Here is a 17,770-nt window from a genome sequence, read left to right as displayed (position 1 = left end):
TGGTCACGGCATCACCCTGGATTTCTGTTGCCGCGCCACCTCGCGCAGCGCTTCGCGCTGGCGCGTGAGGTGCGTGCGCATGGCGGCATCGGCGCCTTCGCTGTCGCGCGCCTTGAGCGCCGCGAACACAGCCAGGTGTTCCGACAGGCTCTGGTCGAGCCGGCCCGGCGCATGCAGTTGCTGCAGGCGCGCGAGCTTCAAGATCTTGCGCAGATCGCCGATCACCTGCGCAAGCCACCGGTTGTCGGCGAGCTTGATGATCGCCTCGTGAATGATGTGGTTGGTGGCGTAGTAGTCGTTGATGCGGCGCGCCTTGGCGTGGCGCTCCAGGCGCTCGTGCAGCGCGTCGAGTTCGTGCAGTTCGGCATCGCTCGCGTTGCGGGCCGCCTCGAAGGCGCAGCGGCCTTCGAGCAGCGCGATCACCGGAAAAATTTCGTCGAGGTCGCGCTCCGTCACTTCGTTGACGAAGCAGCCGCGCCGCGGCTCGTGCCGAAGCAGGCCTTCGGCGGTGAGCACCTTGAGCGCTTCGCGCAGCGGCGTGCGCGAGATGGAGAGCCGCTCGCACAGCGCGACTTCGTCCAGGAAACTGCCCGGCGCCAGCGTGCCCGCGAAGATCTGCTCGCGCAGCGTGGCGGCGACTTCGTCGTGCAGGGAGTTGGGGACCAGGCGCATGGAGATGGGGCTCTCGACCGTGGGTGGCTCGGCGTAATTTCCTGTAATTACGCATAATTGTGAGCGCGCAAACAATGTTGCGCAAGTGTCACGGGCGGCCCGCCCCGCCCGTGATTACCCTGAGATCGCCCGCTTCAGGCGCGTGCGGCGACCGTCTTCTTGGCGCGACCGAACCAGAACCACAGCGCGATGCCGGCAATCACCATCGGTACGCTGAGCCACTGCCCCTGGCTCAGGCTCAATGCCCGGAGGCCGAGGAAGTCGTCGGGCTCGCGGAAGTACTCGGCAAAGAAGCGCAGCGCGCCATAGCCGATCAGGAACACCGCGGCCACCTGCCCTTCCTTCCGTTCCTTGCGCGCATAGAGCCACATGATCACGAAGAGCAGCAGGCCTTCGAGCAGGAACTGATAGATCTGCGAAGGATGGCGCGGCAGCATCGAGCCGCTCTGCGGGAACACCATGCCCCAGGGCAGGTCGGGGCTGCTGAAGCGGCCCCAGAGTTCGCCGTTGATGAAGTTGCCCACGCGGCCCGCGGCGAGCCCGGTCGGCACGCAGGGCGCGACGAAGTCCATCACCTGCCAGAACGGCCGCGCGCGCGAATGCGAGAACCACACCATCGCGCCGATCACGCCCAGCATGCCGCCATGGAAGCTCATGCCGCCCTGCCACACGTAGAGGATCTCGAGCGGATGGGTCAGGTAGAACTCGGGCTTGTAGAAGAGGCAATAGCCCAAGCGCCCGCCGACGATCACGCCCATCACGCCGAGGAAAAGAATGTCCTCGATGTCCTTGCGCTGCCAGGCGCCCTGCCCGACCAGCGAGCGATACGGCTCATGGCGCAAGCGGCGAGTGCCGAGGAAATAGAACAGCGCGAAGGCCGCCAGGTAGGTCAGGCCGTACCAGTGAATGGCGACGGGCCCGAGCTGCAGGGCGATGGGATTGATCTGCGGATACATGAGCATCCGCGGATTGTGCCCGGCCGGAATGTCGCGGCCGGCACGGGGGCATTCAAGGCAATCTCAGCGCCCGAACTTCCACCACAGGAGGCCCGCCACCACGGCCGGCACCGCGAAGATGAAGAGAAAAATCGGCAGCTCCTCGCCCACCGAGTACCCCGCCTTGATCACGCCCACCGCCATGTTGATGCCCGCGCCGACGAACCACGCCGGAATGAACCACTTGGCGGCGGTGGCCAGCGCCAGCGAAGAGCCATCGCCGATGAAGCGGCTGGCCAAGAGAAACACCACCAGCAGCACGAAGCCGCCACCCATCACCATGACTGTGTGCATATGCGTTGTCCTCCGGGCGCGATCTTGCGGGATCAGCGGGTGGTGTAGCCACCGTTGGCAAGAATCGTCTGGCCGGTGATCCACCAGCCTTCGGTGACGAGAAAACGCACGATGGGCGCGATGTCCTCGATGTCGGTCAGTCCCTTCTTGGAGAACTTGCTGAGCGCCGCGGCGCTGCTGTGGTATTCGACGGCTTCCTTGCTCTCCTGGCCGTAGAAGAACGGCGTGTCCATCGGGCCGGGGCCGATGCCGTTGACCGAGATGCCGCGATCGCCGAACTCCTTGGAGGCTGCGCGGGTGTAGTGCTCCACGGCGGCCTTGGAGCCCGGGTAGATCGAATAGAACGGCGTGTAGGCCGCCAGCAGCGAGCTCACGATCGTCACGATGCTTCCGCCATCGGCCATCGTGCGGCCGGCCTGCTGGATGAAGAAGAACGCGGCCTTGGCGTTGGCGTCGAAGCTCTTGTCGTAGTCGGCCTCGGTCACGTCGAGGATCGGCTTCTTGATGACCACGCCCGCGGTGTTGATCGCGATGTCGACCTGGCCGAAGTGCTTCACGGCCTGGTCGAACAGCTTGACGTTGTTCTCCACCACCGAGAGGTCGCCCTGCACCAGCAGCGTGTCGGCGCCCTTGGCCTTGAGCGCCACGGCGGTTTTCTCGGCATCGCCGCGCGAGGCGTCGCTGTTGTAGTGGATGGCGATGCCGCGGGCGCCGCCGTCGACCAGCTGGTGGCCGATGAGTGCGCCGAGGTTCTTGCCGCCGCCGGCGATGACGGCGACCTTGTTCTTGAGGGTGCGTGCGGACATGGAATGAACTCCTGTTGAAGAAAAGCGTGGATGTGTGACGGGAAGCCGCAGTCTATTGATTGAAAGCATCGAGATAAAGCGAGCGAACGCCGCTAGACTGTTCAAAAAATCACGAACAATCGAGGCAGTACCGCCATGGACCGCATCGACCTGCTCAAGGTCTTCCTCAGCGTTGCCGAAACCGGCAGCTTCACCCGCGCGGCCGACCGCCTCGCGCTGCCGCGCGCCGCCATCTCCACGGCAGTGCAGCAACTCGAAGCTCGGCTGGGTTCGCGCCTCCTGCACCGGACCACGCGGCGCGTCAGCCTCACACCCGATGGCGAAGCGCTGCTGGAGCGCGCCCGTGCGCTTGTCACTGACATGGAGGACATCGAGCAGCAGTTCCTGCCCGCACACAGCAATGTGAGCGGGCGGCTCAAGGTCGATGTGCCGAGCCGCATCGCGCGGCTGGTCATCGCACCGGCCCTGCCGGATTTCTTCGCGCGCTTTCCGGCCATCGAGCTGGAGCTGGGTTCGAGCGACCGCGCGGTGGACCTCGTGCTCGAAGGCGTCGACTGCGCCTTGCGCGTCGGGCCGCTGGCCAGCAGCAGCCTGGTGGCGCGGCCGCTCGGGCACTTCACGCTGATCAACTGCGCGAGCCCCGCCTACCTCGCGCGCCACGGCACGCCGCAAACGCCGGCCGATCTGCCGCAACACCTCGCGGTCAACTACGCCTCGCCGACCAGCGGCCGCGCGGCACCGTGGGAGTGGCAGCGCGACGGCGAGGCCGCGACGCTGCGCATGCGCAGCCAGGTGGCCGCGAACAATGCCGAGACCTACATCGCCTGCGCGCTGGCGGGGTTGGGACTGATCCAGATTCCCGCCTACGACGTGCGCGGGCACCTCGCGGCCGGCGAGCTGGTCGAGGTGCTGCCCGAAGCACGGGCCGAGCCGCTGCCGGTGCAGCTGGTGTACCCGCACCGGCGCAACCTCTCGCGGCGGATGCAGGCTTTTGCGGGGTGGCTCGAAACGCTGCTCGCCGACTCGCTCGACAAGCCCGCGGGCACTCGCCCCCGCAAGACGCGTTAGCCGCGCTCGCGCACGAACGCCACGAAACGCGCGAGCGCCGGATTGTTCGCGCCCTCGGGCCAGACCAGGCTGGTCTCGCACACCGGGAGCGCCGGCGCACTGCGGCGACGGGCGGCCGGCGCGAACTCCGCGGCACGGCGGTAGACCACGCCCGCCCGTCGGAACTGCGTGACGCTCTCCGGCACCCAGGCCACGCCGATGTCTCCGGAAACGAGGTTGACGATGGTCTGCATCTGGATGGCTTCCTGCGCGAGCTGCGGCACCCGGCCCGCCGCGTGATAGAGCCCGAAGATCGCGTCGTGCAGCGAAGGCACGATGCGGCGCGGAAAGATCACCAGCGGCTCGGCCAGCACGTCGGCCAGCAGCAGCGCCTCAGTGCGGGCCAGCGCGTGCCGGGCCGGCAGCGCGAGCACCAGCGGCTCTTCGGACACGGCCAGCCGCGTAAGCCCCGGCGGGGCCGCACCGGGCGAATGCAGCATCAGGCCGGCATCGATCTCGCCGCGCGCAAAGGCTTCGAGCTGCACGTCGCCGGTGGCCTCGACCAGTTCGAGCGCCACCTCGGGGCACAGCACGCGGAACTCGCGCACCCACGCCGGCAACTGCTCGAAGCCGACCGTCGAGACGAAGGCGATGCGCACCCGCCCCACCTGCCCCGCCGCCGCGGCGCGTGCCCGCGCGGGCAGCGCCTGCGCACGCGCCAGCAACTCGCGCACATCGGGCAGCAGAGCCTCGCCGGCGGGCGTGAGCGCCACGCGCCTGCGGGTGCGATCGAACAGCACCACGCCCAGTGTCTTCTCCAGTTGGGCGATGGCCTGCGTCACCGGAGGCTGCGTCATGTGCAGCCGCACCGCAGCGCGGCCAAAGTGCAGTTCCTCGGCCACGGCGACGAACTGGCGCCAGGCACGCAGGTCGATCAGTGCTTCATTCATATGTCGAGCATATCAATCCACACGCCAAATTGGATTGGAACGAATCAATCAGAAGTCCGATACTTGGCGTCCCCGATCTCCCCACGATAGAAGAGACACCATGGACACCAAGCCAATCCAGATCAACCGCCGCAGCGCCAACATCGTCGAAGGCAAGAGCCGCGCCCCCAACCGCTCGATGTTCTATGCCATGGGCTACGAAGAGAGCGACTTCAAGAAGCCGATGGTCGGCGTCGCCAACGGCCACAGCACCATCACGCCGTGCAACTCGGGCCTGCAGAAGCTGGCCGACGCGGCCATCGCGGGCATCGAGGAAGCCGGCGGCAACGCGCAGGTGTTCGGCACCCCCACCATCTCCGACGGCATGGCCATGGGCACCGAGGGCATGAAGTACTCGCTGGTGAGCCGCGAGGTGATCTCCGACTGCATCGAGACCTGCGTCGGCGGCCAGTGGATGGACGGCGTGCTGGTGGTTGGCGGCTGCGACAAGAACATGCCCGGCGGCCTGATGGGCATGCTGCGCGCCAACGTGCCGGCCATCTACGTGTACGGCGGCACCATCCTCCCCGGCCGCTACAAGGGGCAAGACCTGAACATCGTGAGCGTGTTCGAAGCCGTGGGCCAGAACGCCGCCGGCAACATGAGCGACGAAGACCTGCACGAGATCGAGAAGCGCGCCATTCCCGGCACCGGCTCCTGCGGCGGCATGTACACGGCCAACACCATGTCCAGCGCCTTCGAGGCGCTCGGCATCTCGCTGCCTTACTCCTCGACCATGGCGAACCCGCACGACGAGAAGGCCAACTCGGCCAAGGAATCGGCCAAGGTGCTGATCGAGGCGATCAAGAAAGACCTGAAACCGCGCGACATCGTGACCAAGAAGGCCATCGAGAACGCCGTGGCCGTGATCATGGCCACCGGCGGTTCGACCAATGCGGTGCTGCACTTCCTGGCGATCGCGCACACGGCGGGCGTCGAATGGTCGATCGACGACTTCGAGCGCATCCGCAAGAAGGTGCCGGTCATCTGCGACCTGAAGCCCTCGGGCAAGTACCTCGCGGTCGACCTGCACCAGGCCGGCGGCATTCCGCAGGTCATGAAGGTGCTGCTGAACGCGGGCCTCCTGCACGGCGACTGCATCACCATCAGCGGCCAGACCATCGCCGAAGTGCTGAAGGACGTGCCCGACGTGCCGCGCGCCGACCAGGACGTGATCCGCCCGATCGACAAGCCGATGTACGACGAGGGCCATCTCGCGATCCTGAAGGGCAATCTCTCGCCCGAAGGCGCGGTCGCCAAGATCACGGGCCTGAAGAACCCAGTCATCACCGGCCCGGCGCGCGTGTTCGACGACGAGCAGTCGGCGCTCAAGGCGATCCTGGACGGCAAGATCGTGGCCGGCGACGTGATGGTGCTGCGCTACCTCGGTCCCAAGGGCGGCCCGGGCATGCCCGAGATGCTCGCGCCCACGGGCGCGCTGATCGGCGCGGGCCTCGGCGAAAGCGTCGGCCTCATCACCGACGGCCGTTTCTCGGGCGGCACCTGGGGCATGGTGGTCGGCCACGTCGCGCCCGAAGCGGCGGCCGGCGGCACGATCGCTTTCGTGAACGAAGGCGACTCGATCACCATCGACGCGCACAAGCTGGTGCTCGAACTCAATGTGCCCGAAGCGGAGCTCGCCAAGCGCCGCGAAGGCTGGAAGGCTCCGGCCCCGCGCTACACGCGCGGCGTGCAGGCCAAGTTCGCGTTCAACGCATCGAGCGCGAGCTCGGGCGCGGTGCTCGACAAGTTCTGATCGGTCACATCATCATCCAGGCACCGTAGCCGAAGGCGATGAAGCCCAGGCCCACGATGCCGAGGATGCTGCGCGACTCGAATGCCATCGCCGGCGGAAAGCTCTGCACCACCAGGTGCAGCAGCGCGCCGGCGCCGATGGTCATGAAGCCGGCGCCGAGCCCCTTTCCGGAATCTTCGTCGGGATAGAGAAAGCACACGGCAAAGCCGGCGAGGAACACCACGTTGGCCAGCACCGTGCCGCATGTGCGCCATCGTTTTTGCGCGGGCGTGGCCTCGGGCTCCTTGTCCCAGGCGTTGGACGACGGGCGCCCCTCCTTGATCGCCATGCCGGTGAAGAAGAGGCCGAACATCGTCGGGAATCCGCCGAAGAGGCCGAGCCCCCAGACGATGCCCCACATGTTCTGGAAATCGGCCACCAGCGCCTGGGCGGGGTCGGCCGGCTTGTAGCGCACGTCGACCGCATCGCCCGGTTCCTTGTCGGAGAGCCCGCCGCCCAGGCCCTTGACCTGCCGCACCGCGCCATCGGAGGCGGTGTACGCGACGACCGGCGCGCGCGTGGTGGTGGTGCGGCCCTTGTCGTCCTTGCTGCGCTCTTCGACGAATTCGACGAGGTTGCCTTCCACGAGCACCGTGTCGGCAATCGATTGATAGCGCTGCCAGCCGACCGTGGCCGCACCGTACAGCCCCGCGCAACCGATCAGCAGCGCCCCGACGCCGACACCCCAGAAGAGCTTCTTGCGCCAGCCCACGAGGGCGCCGATGGCCGGCCCGACAAAGAGGGAGAGCCCGAAGACGAGCAGTGCGTGGGTGGCGGCTTCGTCATCCATGGCGCGCTTTCATTGTTGCAGCGCGGGGATGGTTGCCGGGAGCGGCTATGCGCTCAGCGGCGCGGGCGCTGGCCGTTGCTGGTCGGCACGCCCATGTTGGTCTTCTGGCGGTCGATGCGCGCTTGCTTGCGGCGGTTTTCGCGCTCGATCACCTTGCGCTTGGTGTAGCCCGACGAATCGGCCCATGCCCACCATGCGACGGCCAGTGCGAACGGCGACAGCACGATCCACCAGCTCCAGCCGGCGACCATGCCGACTTCGAAATACTTGAGGGCCAGGCTCAAGATGCCCAACAGCAGAAACCACATCGCGAATCCCTCCGGGTTGTTGTCAACGCATCCGGACGCCGGCGGGCGGCGCTACCTACAATCGCGTTGGCATCGAATGTAACCCAGCCCTTACGAAATAAATCCCCCATGAAAAGAGTTCTGTTCGCCGCAGTCCTGGGCCTTGGCCTCGCGGCCCCCGCCTTCGCCGACCTGGCCCTGGCCACGTCGAAGAACTGCATGAGCTGCCACGCGGTCGACCGCAAGGTGCTCGGCCCGTCCTTCAAGGACATCGCCACGAAATACAAGGACGACAAGGGTGCGGTCGACACCCTCGCCACCAAGATCGTGAAGGGCGGCTCCGGCGTGTGGGGCCCGGTGCCGATGCCGGCGAACAACCAGGTCAGCGAGGCCGATGCGAAGAAGCTGGCAGCCTGGGTGCTCGCAACGCCGCGCTGATCCGCCGCTGATCAGCTCAACCCTGAGGGTTGATGTCGGCCGGAACCACCACCGGCCGGCGCTCGATGCGGTCTTCGAGCTGGCCGATGTGCGCGGCCAATGTGTTGTCGGTCTGCTCGGAGCGCACCCGCACCGCTGTCTCGAGTTGATCAATGCGCGCCACCAGGGCCGCATGCCGGTCGGCGTTGTGCGCCATGTGCTTGTTCTCCTGCGCTTCGAGGAAATTGCGCAATTCGGTGAAGCGCGAGGCCTCGGCCTTGTCGGCGAGATCGCGTTGGACCTGCATTTCCTTCGTGTGGCGCTTGGTGTCCAGCAGCACCGAGCTGTGCAGATACAGCACATAGACCAGGAAGAAGGCGGCCAGCACGACCGTGAGGCCCAGCATGATCAGCCCCAGCGGCGCCGAGACGGTCATGAAGCCCAGCCAGACATCGGTGGGGGCCGCGAGGGTCCCCCAGTTCAATGCGGCGAGCGCTGCGATCAGCAGCACGATGACGAACAGGAAAGCGGATCTCACGCCCATTTGGCGCCTCCTTTGAAAAGATCGAACACAACGGCCGCGCGCGTCGAGGCACGCAGCAACCGTCGGGTTTTACCTCAGGCAAAGGGTCCATCCGGCGCAGCCGGACGGACAGGCGGCCACGTCCTACAGCCGTTCTGACAACTGTTCGAGGATTGCGGAATTTTGCCGGCACATCACATCGCTTCGCGATATGAGTGCCGTCTTCACCGGCGGCGCGCTTCGCGCTGACCGGCCTTCGGCCGGATCCTGGATCAGTTTGTCTGCGACAACTGCTCCAGGATCGCCGGGTTCTCCAGCGTCGAGGTGTCCTGCGTGATCTCCTCGCCCTTGGCGATGCTGCGCAGCAGGCGCCGCATGATCTTGCCGCTGCGCGTCTTGGGCAGGTTGTCGCCGAAGCGGATGTCCTTGGGCTTGGCGATGGGGCCGATTTCCTTGGCCACCCAGTTGCGCAGTTCGTTGGCGATCTGCTTGGCTTCCTCGCCGGTCGGGCGTGCGCGCTTCAACACCACGAAGGCGCAGACAGCCTCACCGGTCACGTCGTCGGGGCGCCCCACCACCGCGGCTTCGGCCACGAGGTCGGTCTTGGAGACGAGGGCCGATTCGATTTCCATCGTGCCCAGGCGATGGCCCGACACGTTCAGCACGTCGTCGATGCGGCCGGTGATGCGGAAGTAGCCGCGGTCGGCGCTGCGCACCGCGCCGTCGCCGGCCAGGTAGATCGTGCCGCCCATCTCTTCGGGGAAGTAGCTCTTCTTGAAGCGTTCCGGGTCGTTCCAGATCGTGCGGATCATCGAGGGCCACGGCCGCTTGATGACAAGCATGCCGCCCGCGCCGTTGGGCAGGTCCTTGCCGGTCTCGTCGACGATGGCGGCCATGATGCCCGGCAGCGGCAGCGTGCACGAACCCGGCACCAGCGGCGTCGCGCCCGGCAGCGGCGTGATGACGTGGCCGCCGGTTTCGGTCTGCCAGAAGGTGTCGACGATGGGGCATCGCTCACCGCCGATATTGCGGTGGTACCACATCCACGCCTCGGGGTTGATCGGCTCGCCGACCGAGCCGAGGATGCGCAGGCTCGTGAGGTCCCAGTTCTTCGGATGCACCTTCTCGTCGCCCTCGGCCGCCTTGATGAGCGAGCGGATCGCCGTGGGCGCCGTGTAGAACACCGAGACCTTGTGCTTCTCGATCATCTGCCAGAAGCGGCCCGCATGCGGGAAGGTCGGGATGCCCTCGAACACCACCTGCGTCGCGCCTGCCGCGAGCGGGCCGTAGGCGACGTAGGTGTGGCCGGTGATCCAGCCGATGTCGGCGGTGCACCAGAACACGTCTTCGGGCTTGATGTCGAAGGTCCAGTCCATGGTGAGCTTGGCCCACAGCAGGTAGCCGCCGGTGGCGTGCTGCACGCCCTTGGGCTTGCCGGTGGAGCCCGAGGTGTAGAGGATGAAGAGTGGATGCTCGGCGTTCACCGGCACGGGCGGGGACTCGGTGCTCTGGCCCTTGAGCGCTTCGGTGAAGGTCTTGTCGCGGCCTTCGACGCGGTTCCACGCGGTGGGCGTGCGTTCGTAGACGAACACCGTCTTGATCGACTCGCAGCCGCCCAGCGCGATGCCGTCGTCCACGATGGCCTTGAGCGGCAGTTCCTTGCCGCCGCGCAATTGATAGTTGGCGGTGATGACGGCCACGGCGCCTGCGTCGATGATCCGCTCCTGCAGCGCCTTGGCCGAGAAGCCGCCGAACACCACGCTGTGGGTGGCGCCGATGCGCGCGCAGGCCTGCATCGCGATCACGCCCTCGACCGTCATCGGCATGTAGATGACGACGCGGTCGCCCTTCTGGATGCCCGCGGCCTTGAGCGCGTTGGCGAACTGGCTCACACGGGCGAGCAGTTCCTTGTAGGTGACGTTGGTGACGGTGCCGTCGTCGGCTTCGAAGACGATGGCCGTCTTGTTCTCGACCGGGGTGCCGATGTGCTTGTCCAGGCAATTGGCGCTGGCATTGAGTTCGCCGTCGCCGAACCATTCGTAGAACGGGGCCTTCGACTCATCGAGCGTCCGGGTGAAGGGCTTGGTCCACTGAAGGTTGCCCTTGGCCAAGCGGGTCCAGAAGCCTTCGAAGTCGTCTTCGGCCTCCTTGCACAGTGCGTCGTAGGCGGCCATGCCGGAAATCCGGGCGCCTTCGGTGGCGCGGGCGTCGGGCGGGAATACGCGGTTCTCGACGAGGACGGATTCAATGTTTTTCGATGCGCTGCTCATTCTCTTTGTCTCCTGGGTGGATGCGGCCGTAATGTCGACGGGGCCACTTACGGGTCACTGACGCGTCCGATGTTAGTTCGCAGGGTTATCACGAGTGCGTCACGGGGGCACCCCTAAAATCGCCGGTCGTCCACGAACCCCCACCCGATGTCCGCTCCCGATCCCCTCGACCCGCTGAACCCGCCCACTCCCCGTGCTTATCCGATGGGGCCGCTGCCCCGGCTGATCTTTGCGAGCCGCTGGCTGCAACTGCCGCTGTACCTGGGCCTGATCGTGGCGCAGGCGGTATACGTGGTGCACTTCCTGGTCGAACTGCTGCATCTGGTCGAGGCCGCGTTCGGCAGCCAGACCGCGCTGCAGGCCCTCATCACCAGCATCGGCTACAAGACCACCGCGCCGGTGGGCACGCTCAACGAGACGGTGATCATGCTGGTGGTGCTGGCGCTGATCGACGTGGTGATGATCTCCAACCTGCTGATCATGGTGATCGTCGGCGGCTACGAGACCTTCGTGAGCCGCATGAACCTCGAAGGCCACCGCGACCAGCCCGAGTGGCTGAGCCATGTGAACGCCTCGGTGCTCAAGGTGAAGCTGGCCACCGCCATCATCGGCATCAGCTCGATCCACCTCTTGAAGACCTTCATCAATGCGGACAACTACACCGACCGCGTGCTGATCGCGCAGACGGTGATCCACATCGCCTTCCTGTTCTCGGCCATGGCGATCGCCTACACCGACAAGCTGATGAACCAGGCGGCCGCCGCCGGCTCTTCCCGCCACTGAACGAGATCACGCCGCCCTGCCTCAGCGGGGCGGCGGCAAGTCCCACGACGGCACTTCGGTGAAGCGCTCGGCCAGAAAGTCGAGCATCGTGCGCAGCGTGGCCGGCATGTGCTTGCGCGAGGTGTACACGGCGTACATGCCGACGACCTGCGGCTCGCAATCCTCGAAAAGCGACACCAGCTCGCCCGACTGAAGCAGCGCTGCAGTCAGGTAGGTCGGCAGCATCGCAATGCCCGCTCCGGCCCGCGCGAGGCACATCAGGCTCGCGGCATCGTTGGCCGACACGTTGCCATTCACGGCCACGGACAACGGCTCCCCGTCCGCCTTGCGGGTGAAATTCCAGAGGCTGTGGCCGAAGTAGGAATGCGTGAGGCAGTTGCGCTGGGCCAGTTCGTCCACACGCAGCGGCTTGCCGTGCTCCTTCAGGTACGCGGGCGAGGCGCACACCACCGAGCGGCAGGTGGTGAGCCGGCGCGCGATGAGGTTGGGATCGATCTCCGCCGCCGTGCGGATCGCCAGGTCGATGCGCTCGTCCACCAGGTTGACGGTGCGGTCCAGCAGCACGAGGTCGACCGCCACGCCCGGGTAGAGCCGCACGTAGTCCGCGATGGCGTCGGCCAGCTGCGCCTGCGCGAACGACGTGCCGGTCGTGATCCGCAACTGCCCCTGTGGCGCTTCGGCCGGATGCCGCACCGCGGCCTGCATGTCGCCCGCGAGTTCGAGCACCTGGCGACAGCGCGGCAGCAGTTCCTCGCCCGCGGCGGTGAGGCTCAGGCGGCGCGTGGTGCGGTGCAGGAGCCGTGCGCCGGTCCATTGCTCGAGTTCGGCCACGTAGCGCGTGACCACCGGGCGAGACAGGTCCAGTTTTTCGGCCGCGGCCGACAGGCTGCCCGAATCCACCACGTTCACGAACACCCGCATTGCGTTCAATCGATCCATTCGAACGATTTTAGGAATAAAGAAGCGCGTATTTCGAGGTATTTCTTTCGAAACCAGAAACCTAAGATGAGCCCCATCCCATCCACTTCCGACATTTTCTGGAGTCATTCATGAGCCACATCGCCATCATCGGCGCCACCGGACGCGCCGGCGGCCGCCTTCTCGAAGAAGCACTGCGCCGCGGCCACACCGTCACCGCCATCGCACGCAAGGCCAGCGAAAAGCTGTCGGGCCGCGCCAATGTGAAGGCCGTCGACGTCGACGCGCTCGACGGCCCCGCGCTCGAGAAAGCCCTGGCCGGCCACGACGCCGTGTTCAGCGCCGCGCACTTTTCCACCGTGCCGCCCGCAGCCATCATCGAGCCGGTCAAGCGTGCAGGCGTGAAGCGCCTGCTGGTGGTCGGCGGCGCCGGCAGCCTGTTCGCGGCGCCCGGCCTGAAGGTCATCGAGACGCCGAATTTCCCCGATGCCTACCGCGCCGAAGCCACGGCCGGCGGCGTGTTCCTCGATGCGCTGCGCGCCGAGAAGGAACTCGACTGGACCTTCCTCTCGCCCTCCGCCGAGTTCGTCGAAGGCGAGCGCACCGGCAAGTTCCGCCTCGGCAAGGACGACCTGCTGGTGAGCGCCGAAGGCCGCAGCTGGATCACTTTCGAGGACTACGCGATCGCGTTCATCGACGAGCTCGAGAAGCCCGCGCACTCCCGCCAGCGCTACACGATCGGCTACTGATCGATCGATCGGCCGGCAACGAAAAAGGACCCTCGCGGGTCCTTTTTTCGTGGTGCGGCGCGGCTCAACGCCCCGTCATGTTCTCCGGCACCACCCACTGGTCGAACTGCTCGGCCGTCAGGTGCCCCGAGGCGATCGCTGCTTCGCGCAGGCTCGTACCTTCCTTGTGCGCCTTCTTCGCGATGTAGGCCGACTTGTCGTAGCCGATGTGCGTGTTCAGCGCGGTCACCAGCATCAGCGAGCGCTGCACCAGCTCCGTGATGCGTTCGCGGTTCGGCTCGATGCCCACGGCGCAGTGGTCGTTGAAGCTCACCATGCCATCGGCCAGGAGACGCACGCTCTGCAGGAAGTTGTGGGCCACCATCGGGCGGAACACGTTCAGCTCGAAGTTGCCCGAGGCGCCGCCGATATTGATGGCCACGTCGTTGCCGAACACCTGCGCGGCCAGCATCGTGACGGCTTCGCTCTGCGTCGGGTTGACCTTGCCCGGCATGATCGACGAGCCGGGTTCGTTCTCGGGAATGCTCAGCTCGCCGATGCCGCTGCGCGGGCCGCTCGCCAGCCAGCGCACGTCGTTGGCGATCTTGTTCATGCTGGCCGCCAGCGTCTTGAGCGCGCCGTGGGCATGCACCAGCGCATCGACGCTGGCCATGGCTTCGAACTTGTTCGGCGCGGTCACGAACGGCAGGCCGGTGAGCTTTGCCAGTTCAGCGGCGACCTGCTCCGCGTAGCCCTTCGGCGCATTGAGCCCGGTGCCGACGGCTGTGCCGCCCAGCGCCAATTCGCTCAGATGCGGCAACGCGGCGCGCACGTGCGCTTCGCCGTGCGCGAGTTGCGCCACGTAGCCCGAGAACTCCTGGCCCAGCGTGAGAGGCGTGGCGTCCTGCAGGTGGGTGCGGCCGATCTTCACGATGTCGGCGAAATCCTTCGACTTTTTCTCCAGCGTGCCGCGCAGCTTGGCGATGGCGGGCAGCAGCTTGTGGGTGATGGCCTCGACGGCCGCGACGTGCATGGCGGTCGGGAACACGTCGTTGCTCGACTGGCTGCGGTTCACGTCGTCGTTCGGATGCACGAGGCGCCCTTCCCCGCGCTCGCCGCCGAGGATTTCGCTCGCGCGGTTGGCCAGCACCTCGTTGACGTTCATGTTGGTCTGCGTGCCCGAGCCGGTCTGCCACACCACCAGCGGGAATTCGCCCGGGTGCTTGCCGGCAATGACTTCGTCGGCCGCGGCCACGATGGCCTGGGTCTTCTTCTCGTCCTGCAGGCCCAGCGCGTGGTTGACCACGGCCGATGCGCGCTTGACCTGCGCGAGCGCCTTGATGATCTCGCGCGGCTGCTGCTCGCCGGAGATATCGAAGTTCTGCAGCGAGCGCTGCGTTTGCGCGCCCCACAGCTTGTCGGCCGGCACGTCGATCGGACCGAAGGTATCGCGTTCGGCACGGGTCTTGGGGGAAGTCGTCATGAGAAAAGCTCCGCAGTCTGGGGAAATCGGGTGCGCCGCCCACCGGCGCGGCCCAGAGTATCGCCCTGATAAGAATGGCTCTCATCTGACGCGGACTTTGCGTCACGGACCACGGCCGCCCGAACCCGCCGGATTGACAGGCTTCATGTCAAAAAGTTATAATCCAAGTCTTTCGAGGACCTATAAGTCATGTGGATGACGCTGTAGGTCCCGCCTTCACTACTCGCGGATCTTCGAATCCCGTCGCGGTGCAGGTTCATCCCGCCAGGCCTTGCCCGGCAAACCCCGCCGGATCTTTTCCGGCCCCACTGCCACGCCAACATTCGGCGGGCACTGGTTTCGTCGCCACGTCGTCTTCAGTGCCTGTCGGCAGCCCCAAAGGCTCGCCGGGCCATTGCACGCGTCTTCTCGCGCTCTCTGTTCGGACGGTCCATTGGCTGCTGATGGCGTGACCGTTGCCGTCCTGTGCTTTGCCGGGGCGGCGCTGTGTCCAACCTTTCAACAAGGAGCCCCGGCATATGGCCAAAGGAATTCTCATCGACCATGTCTTCAAGGTGTTCGGCGATTCGCCCGAGCAAGCCCTCGAACTGGTCCGCCAAGGTTTTTCGAAGAAGGAAATCCTCGCGCAGACGGGCCAGTCGATCGGCGTGTTCGATGCCACCTTCGAGATCCAGGCCGGCGAGATCTTCGTGATCATGGGCCTGTCAGGTTCGGGCAAGTCGACGCTGGTGCGCCTGTTGAACCGGCTGATCGAGCCGACGGCCGGGCGCATCGTGATCGACGGCGCCGACATCAACGAGCACTCCGACACCAAGCTGCGCGCCCTGCGCCGCAAGGACATCAGCATGGTGTTCCAGTCGTTCGCGCTGATGCCGCACATGACGGTGCGCGAGAACACCGCGTTCGGCCTCGAGCTCTCGGGCACGAGCAAGAAAGAGCGCCTTGCGCAAGCCGACAAGGCGCTCGCCCAGGTGGGCCTTGCGGGCTGGGGCGACAGCTACCCCGACGAGCTCTCCGGCGGCATGCAGCAGCGCGTGGGCCTGGCGCGCGCGCTGGCCTCGGACCCGTCGATCCTCTTGATGGACGAGGCCTTCTCGGCGCTCGATCCGATCATCCGCACCGAGATGCAGTCGGAGCTCCTGCGCCTGCAGCAGGAGCAGCGCCGCACCATCGTCTTCATCTCGCACGACCTGGACGAAGCCATGCGCATCGGCGACCGCATCGCGATCATGAAAGACGGCCAGGTGATCCAGGTCGGCACACCCGACGAGATCCTGCGCAGCCCCGCCGACGACTACGTGCGCAGCTTCGTGCGCGGCGTAGACGCGGCGGCCGTGTTCAAGGCAGCGGACATCGCGCGCAAGTCGCTCACCGTGGTGTGCGAGCACCCCGAACGCGGTGCGCGCGCGGCGCTCAAGCTGCTGGAAGACCAGGACCGCGACTTCGCCTATGTGACCAGCCCGAACAAGCGCTTCCTCGGCGTGGTGTCGGCCGACACGCTGCGCGGCGCGCTCGACGGGCATTCGGGGCCGCTCGGCCTGCAGCACGCCTTCCTCGCCGATCTGCCGCGCATCGACGCCGAAGCGCCGGTGGCCGGCCTCATCGGCCAGCTCGCCCAGGCGCCGTGCGCGCTGCCGGTGGTGGCGGGCGACGGCCGCTTCTGCGGTGCGATCAGCAAGACGACGCTGCTCAAGTTCCTGGACCGCGACACGCCGCCGATCGAGCCCGTCTTCCCGCATGCCGCCCCCGCGCTCGCCGCCGAGCCGCACTGAATCCACGAAGGAAACTGAACGATGAACGACACCACATTGCCTTCCGACCCGAACATGCACGACCTGGGCGCCGCGTTGAACACGGCCCCGGAGCCCGCGGCCTTCGTCGATCCGTGGGAAGCGCTTTCAGCGGCGCCCGACACCTCGGCCACCAGCGCGTGGCTCGATGCGCCCATGAACGCGGCCCATCAGCTCGCAGGCCAAGCCGACACCGCCACCAGCGGTTTTCAACTGCATCGCCTCTGGGACGGCACCCTCCCCGTCGAGTCCTGGATCAACCAGGGCCTGGGCTGGGTGGTCGAGCATTTCCGCCCCTTCTTCCAGACCGTGCGCCTGCCCATCGACAGCACGCTGAACTGGGTACAGGGCCTGCTCACCGGCCTGCCGACGCTCGCGATGATCGCGCTCATCGGCCTCTTCGCCTGGCAGTTCGCCGGCCGCGCGCTGGCCATCGGCACCACGGTGGCGCTGCTGCTCGTGGCGATGCTGGGCATCTGGCCCGAAGCGATGCTCACGCTGTCGCTGGTGCTGACCTCGCTCGTGTTCTGCATGGTCATCGGCCTGCCGCTCGGCGTGCTGCTGGCCAGCAGCGACCGGGCCCAGCGCGTCATGCGGCCCGTGCTCGATGCGATGCAGACCACGCCCGCCTTCGTCTACCTTGTGCCGGTCGTGATGTTGTTCGGCATCGGCAACGTGCCGGGCGTGATCGTGACGATCATCTTCGCGCTCGCGCCGCTGGTGCGCCTGACCAACCTGGGCCTGCGCCAGGTGCGCCCCGACCTGATCGAGGCCGCGCGCGCCTATGGCGCCTCGCCCTGGCAGATGCTGGTGAAGGTGCAGCTGCCGCTGGCCATGCCCTCGATCATGGCGGGCATCAACCAGGCGCTGATGCTGTCGCTGTCGATGGTCGTCATCGCTTCGATGATCGCCGTCGGCGGCTTGGGCCAGATGGTGCTGCGCGGCATCGGCCGGCTCGACATGGGCCTCGCGACCGTCGGCGGTCTCGGCATCGTGCTGCTGGCGATTTCGCTCGACCGGCTGACGCAGGCGATGGGCAAGTCGCGCCGCAGCGCGGGGCGGCGCTGGTGGCACACGGGGCCTGCGGGGCTGGCACTGCGCGTGCTGCAGCGGCTCGTCGTCACGCCGTCGCGCGGTGCGGGCGCGCCCGTTCCCGCGCTTTCCACGCAATGACAGGTCACGG

General features: G+C 66.7%; 18 protein-coding genes. 7 read left to right on the top strand and 11 right to left on the bottom strand.

What is annotated here, in order from left to right:
- Positions 1-3: 3 nt before the first annotated feature.
- The 4 genes from QF040_RS04650 to QF040_RS04635 all read right to left on the bottom strand — a co-directional run bounded on the left by QF040_RS04650 (position 4) and on the right by QF040_RS04635 (position 2,767).
- On the bottom strand, positions 4-672 hold the full coding sequence (locus QF040_RS04650) for a GntR family transcriptional regulator (protein ID WP_429610031.1): 669 nt from the start codon (positions 670-672) through the stop codon (positions 4-6).
- Between the two features lie 134 nt (positions 673-806).
- Positions 807-1,634, bottom strand: a complete 828-nt coding sequence (gene lgt / locus QF040_RS04645) for a prolipoprotein diacylglyceryl transferase (protein ID WP_429610030.1) — start codon at positions 1,632-1,634, stop codon at positions 807-809.
- Positions 1,635-1,691: 57 nt separating this feature from the next.
- Positions 1,692-1,961 carry a hypothetical protein gene (locus tag QF040_RS04640; protein WP_429610029.1) on the bottom strand — a complete coding sequence of 90 codons (270 nt, stop codon included), beginning with the start codon at positions 1,959-1,961 and terminating at the stop codon, positions 1,692-1,694.
- Positions 1,962-1,993: 32 nt separating this feature from the next.
- Complete coding sequence (locus QF040_RS04635) at positions 1,994-2,767, bottom strand: SDR family oxidoreductase (RefSeq protein WP_429610028.1); 774 nt, start codon at positions 2,765-2,767, stop codon at positions 1,994-1,996.
- 135 nt (positions 2,768-2,902) lie between these two features.
- On the opposite strand from QF040_RS04635, the gene QF040_RS04630 reads away from it, so the two are divergent.
- The gene (locus QF040_RS04630) at positions 2,903-3,835 is read left to right on the top strand and encodes a LysR family transcriptional regulator (RefSeq protein WP_429610027.1); all 933 of its coding nucleotides are present in this window, start codon (positions 2,903-2,905) and stop codon (positions 3,833-3,835) included.
- On the opposite strand, the gene QF040_RS04625 is transcribed toward QF040_RS04630, so the two are convergent.
- Positions 3,832-4,764 carry a LysR family transcriptional regulator gene (locus QF040_RS04625; RefSeq protein WP_429610026.1) on the bottom strand — a complete coding sequence of 311 codons (933 nt, stop codon included), beginning with the start codon at positions 4,762-4,764 and terminating at the stop codon, positions 3,832-3,834. The genes QF040_RS04630 and QF040_RS04625 overlap by 4 nt on opposite strands.
- Positions 4,765-4,864: 100 nt before the next feature.
- Here QF040_RS04625 and ilvD point away from each other — a divergent pair, with 100 nt between their 5' ends.
- A complete protein-coding gene (ilvD, locus tag QF040_RS04620) occupies positions 4,865-6,559 on the top strand; it encodes a dihydroxy-acid dehydratase (RefSeq protein ID WP_206178947.1) in 1,695 nt (564 codons plus the stop codon).
- A gap of 4 nt (positions 6,560-6,563) precedes the next feature.
- On the opposite strand, the gene QF040_RS04615 is transcribed toward ilvD, so the two are convergent.
- Together QF040_RS04615 and QF040_RS04610 are read right to left on the bottom strand one after the other, a co-directional pair.
- A complete protein-coding gene (locus QF040_RS04615; protein WP_429610025.1) occupies positions 6,564-7,388 on the bottom strand; it encodes a DUF3592 domain-containing protein in 825 nt (274 codons plus the stop codon).
- Between the two features lie 53 nt (positions 7,389-7,441).
- Positions 7,442-7,696, bottom strand: a complete 255-nt coding sequence (locus QF040_RS04610; RefSeq protein WP_013541815.1) for a TIGR04438 family Trp-rich protein — start codon at positions 7,694-7,696, stop codon at positions 7,442-7,444.
- Positions 7,697-7,804: 108 nt separating this feature from the next.
- Between QF040_RS04610 and QF040_RS04605 the strand changes: the two genes are divergently transcribed.
- Positions 7,805-8,113 carry a c-type cytochrome gene (locus QF040_RS04605; RefSeq protein WP_307645041.1) on the top strand — a complete coding sequence of 103 codons (309 nt, stop codon included), beginning with the start codon at positions 7,805-7,807 and terminating at the stop codon, positions 8,111-8,113.
- A gap of 16 nt (positions 8,114-8,129) precedes the next feature.
- On the opposite strand, the gene QF040_RS04600 is transcribed toward QF040_RS04605, so the two are convergent.
- On the bottom strand, positions 8,130-8,636 hold the full coding sequence (locus tag QF040_RS04600; RefSeq protein WP_306876779.1) for a LapA family protein: 507 nt from the start codon (positions 8,634-8,636) through the stop codon (positions 8,130-8,132).
- Between the two features lie 251 nt (positions 8,637-8,887).
- Positions 8,888-10,885: an acetate--CoA ligase gene (gene acs / locus QF040_RS04595; protein ID WP_429610024.1), complete on the bottom strand. Its 1,998-nt coding sequence runs from the start codon at positions 10,883-10,885 to the stop codon at positions 8,888-8,890.
- 147 nt (positions 10,886-11,032) lie between these two features.
- Here acs and QF040_RS04590 point away from each other — a divergent pair, with 147 nt between their 5' ends.
- On the top strand, positions 11,033-11,668 hold the full coding sequence (locus QF040_RS04590; RefSeq protein WP_429610023.1) for a YqhA family protein: 636 nt from the start codon (positions 11,033-11,035) through the stop codon (positions 11,666-11,668).
- Positions 11,669-11,689: 21 nt separating this feature from the next.
- On the opposite strand, the gene QF040_RS04585 is transcribed toward QF040_RS04590, so the two are convergent.
- A complete protein-coding gene (locus tag QF040_RS04585) occupies positions 11,690-12,607 on the bottom strand; it encodes a LysR family transcriptional regulator (RefSeq protein ID WP_429610022.1) in 918 nt (305 codons plus the stop codon).
- A gap of 110 nt (positions 12,608-12,717) precedes the next feature.
- On the opposite strand from QF040_RS04585, the gene QF040_RS04580 reads away from it, so the two are divergent.
- Positions 12,718-13,335 (top strand): NAD(P)-dependent oxidoreductase, encoded by a 618-nt coding sequence (locus QF040_RS04580; protein WP_429610021.1) that lies wholly within the window; start codon positions 12,718-12,720, stop codon positions 13,333-13,335.
- 64 nt (positions 13,336-13,399) lie between these two features.
- Here the strand turns inward: QF040_RS04580 and fumC are convergent, their stop codons facing one another.
- Positions 13,400-14,797 carry a class II fumarate hydratase gene (gene fumC / locus QF040_RS04575; RefSeq protein ID WP_429610020.1) on the bottom strand — a complete coding sequence of 466 codons (1,398 nt, stop codon included), beginning with the start codon at positions 14,795-14,797 and terminating at the stop codon, positions 13,400-13,402.
- 518 nt (positions 14,798-15,315) lie between these two features.
- Between fumC and proV the strand changes: the two genes are divergently transcribed.
- Both proV and proW read left to right on the top strand, forming a co-directional pair.
- Entirely contained in the window at positions 15,316-16,569 is a 1,254-nt protein-coding gene (gene proV / locus QF040_RS04570; RefSeq protein WP_429610019.1) for a glycine betaine/L-proline ABC transporter ATP-binding protein ProV, read from the top strand.
- A gap of 21 nt (positions 16,570-16,590) precedes the next feature.
- Positions 16,591-17,760: a glycine betaine/L-proline ABC transporter permease ProW gene (gene proW / locus QF040_RS04565; RefSeq protein ID WP_429610018.1), complete on the top strand. Its 1,170-nt coding sequence runs from the start codon at positions 16,591-16,593 to the stop codon at positions 17,758-17,760.
- Positions 17,761-17,770 lie beyond the last annotated feature (10 nt).

The sequence above is a fragment of the Variovorax sp. W2I14 genome, assembly GCF_050435205.1.
GTDB classification, from domain to species: Bacteria; Pseudomonadota; Gammaproteobacteria; order Burkholderiales; family Burkholderiaceae_C; genus Variovorax; species Variovorax paradoxus_C.
This window is presented reverse-complemented; position numbering and strand designations above follow the sequence as displayed.

Excerpts from the sequence above, each read along its gene's own strand:
- QF040_RS04650 (WP_429610031.1), bottom strand. The coding sequence starts at position 672 with ATGCGCCTGGTCCCCAACTCCCTGCACGACGAAGTCGCCGCCACGCTG.
- lgt (WP_429610030.1), bottom strand. The coding sequence starts at position 1,634 with ATGCTCATGTATCCGCAGATCAATCCCATCGCCCTGCAGCTCGGGCCC.
- QF040_RS04640 (WP_429610029.1), bottom strand. The coding sequence starts at position 1,961 with ATGCACACAGTCATGGTGATGGGTGGCGGCTTCGTGCTGCTGGTGGTG.
- QF040_RS04635 (WP_429610028.1), bottom strand. The coding sequence starts at position 2,767 with ATGTCCGCACGCACCCTCAAGAACAAGGTCGCCGTCATCGCCGGCGGC.
- QF040_RS04630 (WP_429610027.1), top strand. The coding sequence starts at position 2,903 with ATGGACCGCATCGACCTGCTCAAGGTCTTCCTCAGCGTTGCCGAAACC.
- QF040_RS04625 (WP_429610026.1), bottom strand. The coding sequence starts at position 4,764 with ATGAATGAAGCACTGATCGACCTGCGTGCCTGGCGCCAGTTCGTCGCC.
- ilvD (WP_206178947.1), top strand. The coding sequence starts at position 4,865 with ATGGACACCAAGCCAATCCAGATCAACCGCCGCAGCGCCAACATCGTC.
- QF040_RS04615 (WP_429610025.1), bottom strand. The coding sequence starts at position 7,388 with ATGGATGACGAAGCCGCCACCCACGCACTGCTCGTCTTCGGGCTCTCC.
- QF040_RS04610 (WP_013541815.1), bottom strand. The coding sequence starts at position 7,696 with ATGTGGTTTCTGCTGTTGGGCATCTTGAGCCTGGCCCTCAAGTATTTC.
- QF040_RS04605 (WP_307645041.1), top strand. The coding sequence starts at position 7,805 with ATGAAAAGAGTTCTGTTCGCCGCAGTCCTGGGCCTTGGCCTCGCGGCC.
- QF040_RS04600 (WP_306876779.1), bottom strand. The coding sequence starts at position 8,636 with ATGGGCGTGAGATCCGCTTTCCTGTTCGTCATCGTGCTGCTGATCGCA.
- acs (WP_429610024.1), bottom strand. The coding sequence starts at position 10,885 with ATGAGCAGCGCATCGAAAAACATTGAATCCGTCCTCGTCGAGAACCGC.
- QF040_RS04590 (WP_429610023.1), top strand. The coding sequence starts at position 11,033 with ATGTCCGCTCCCGATCCCCTCGACCCGCTGAACCCGCCCACTCCCCGT.
- QF040_RS04585 (WP_429610022.1), bottom strand. The coding sequence starts at position 12,607 with ATGGATCGATTGAACGCAATGCGGGTGTTCGTGAACGTGGTGGATTCG.
- QF040_RS04580 (WP_429610021.1), top strand. The coding sequence starts at position 12,718 with ATGAGCCACATCGCCATCATCGGCGCCACCGGACGCGCCGGCGGCCGC.
- fumC (WP_429610020.1), bottom strand. The coding sequence starts at position 14,797 with ATGACGACTTCCCCCAAGACCCGTGCCGAACGCGATACCTTCGGTCCG.
- proV (WP_429610019.1), top strand. The coding sequence starts at position 15,316 with ATGGCCAAAGGAATTCTCATCGACCATGTCTTCAAGGTGTTCGGCGAT.
- proW (WP_429610018.1), top strand. The coding sequence starts at position 16,591 with ATGAACGACACCACATTGCCTTCCGACCCGAACATGCACGACCTGGGC.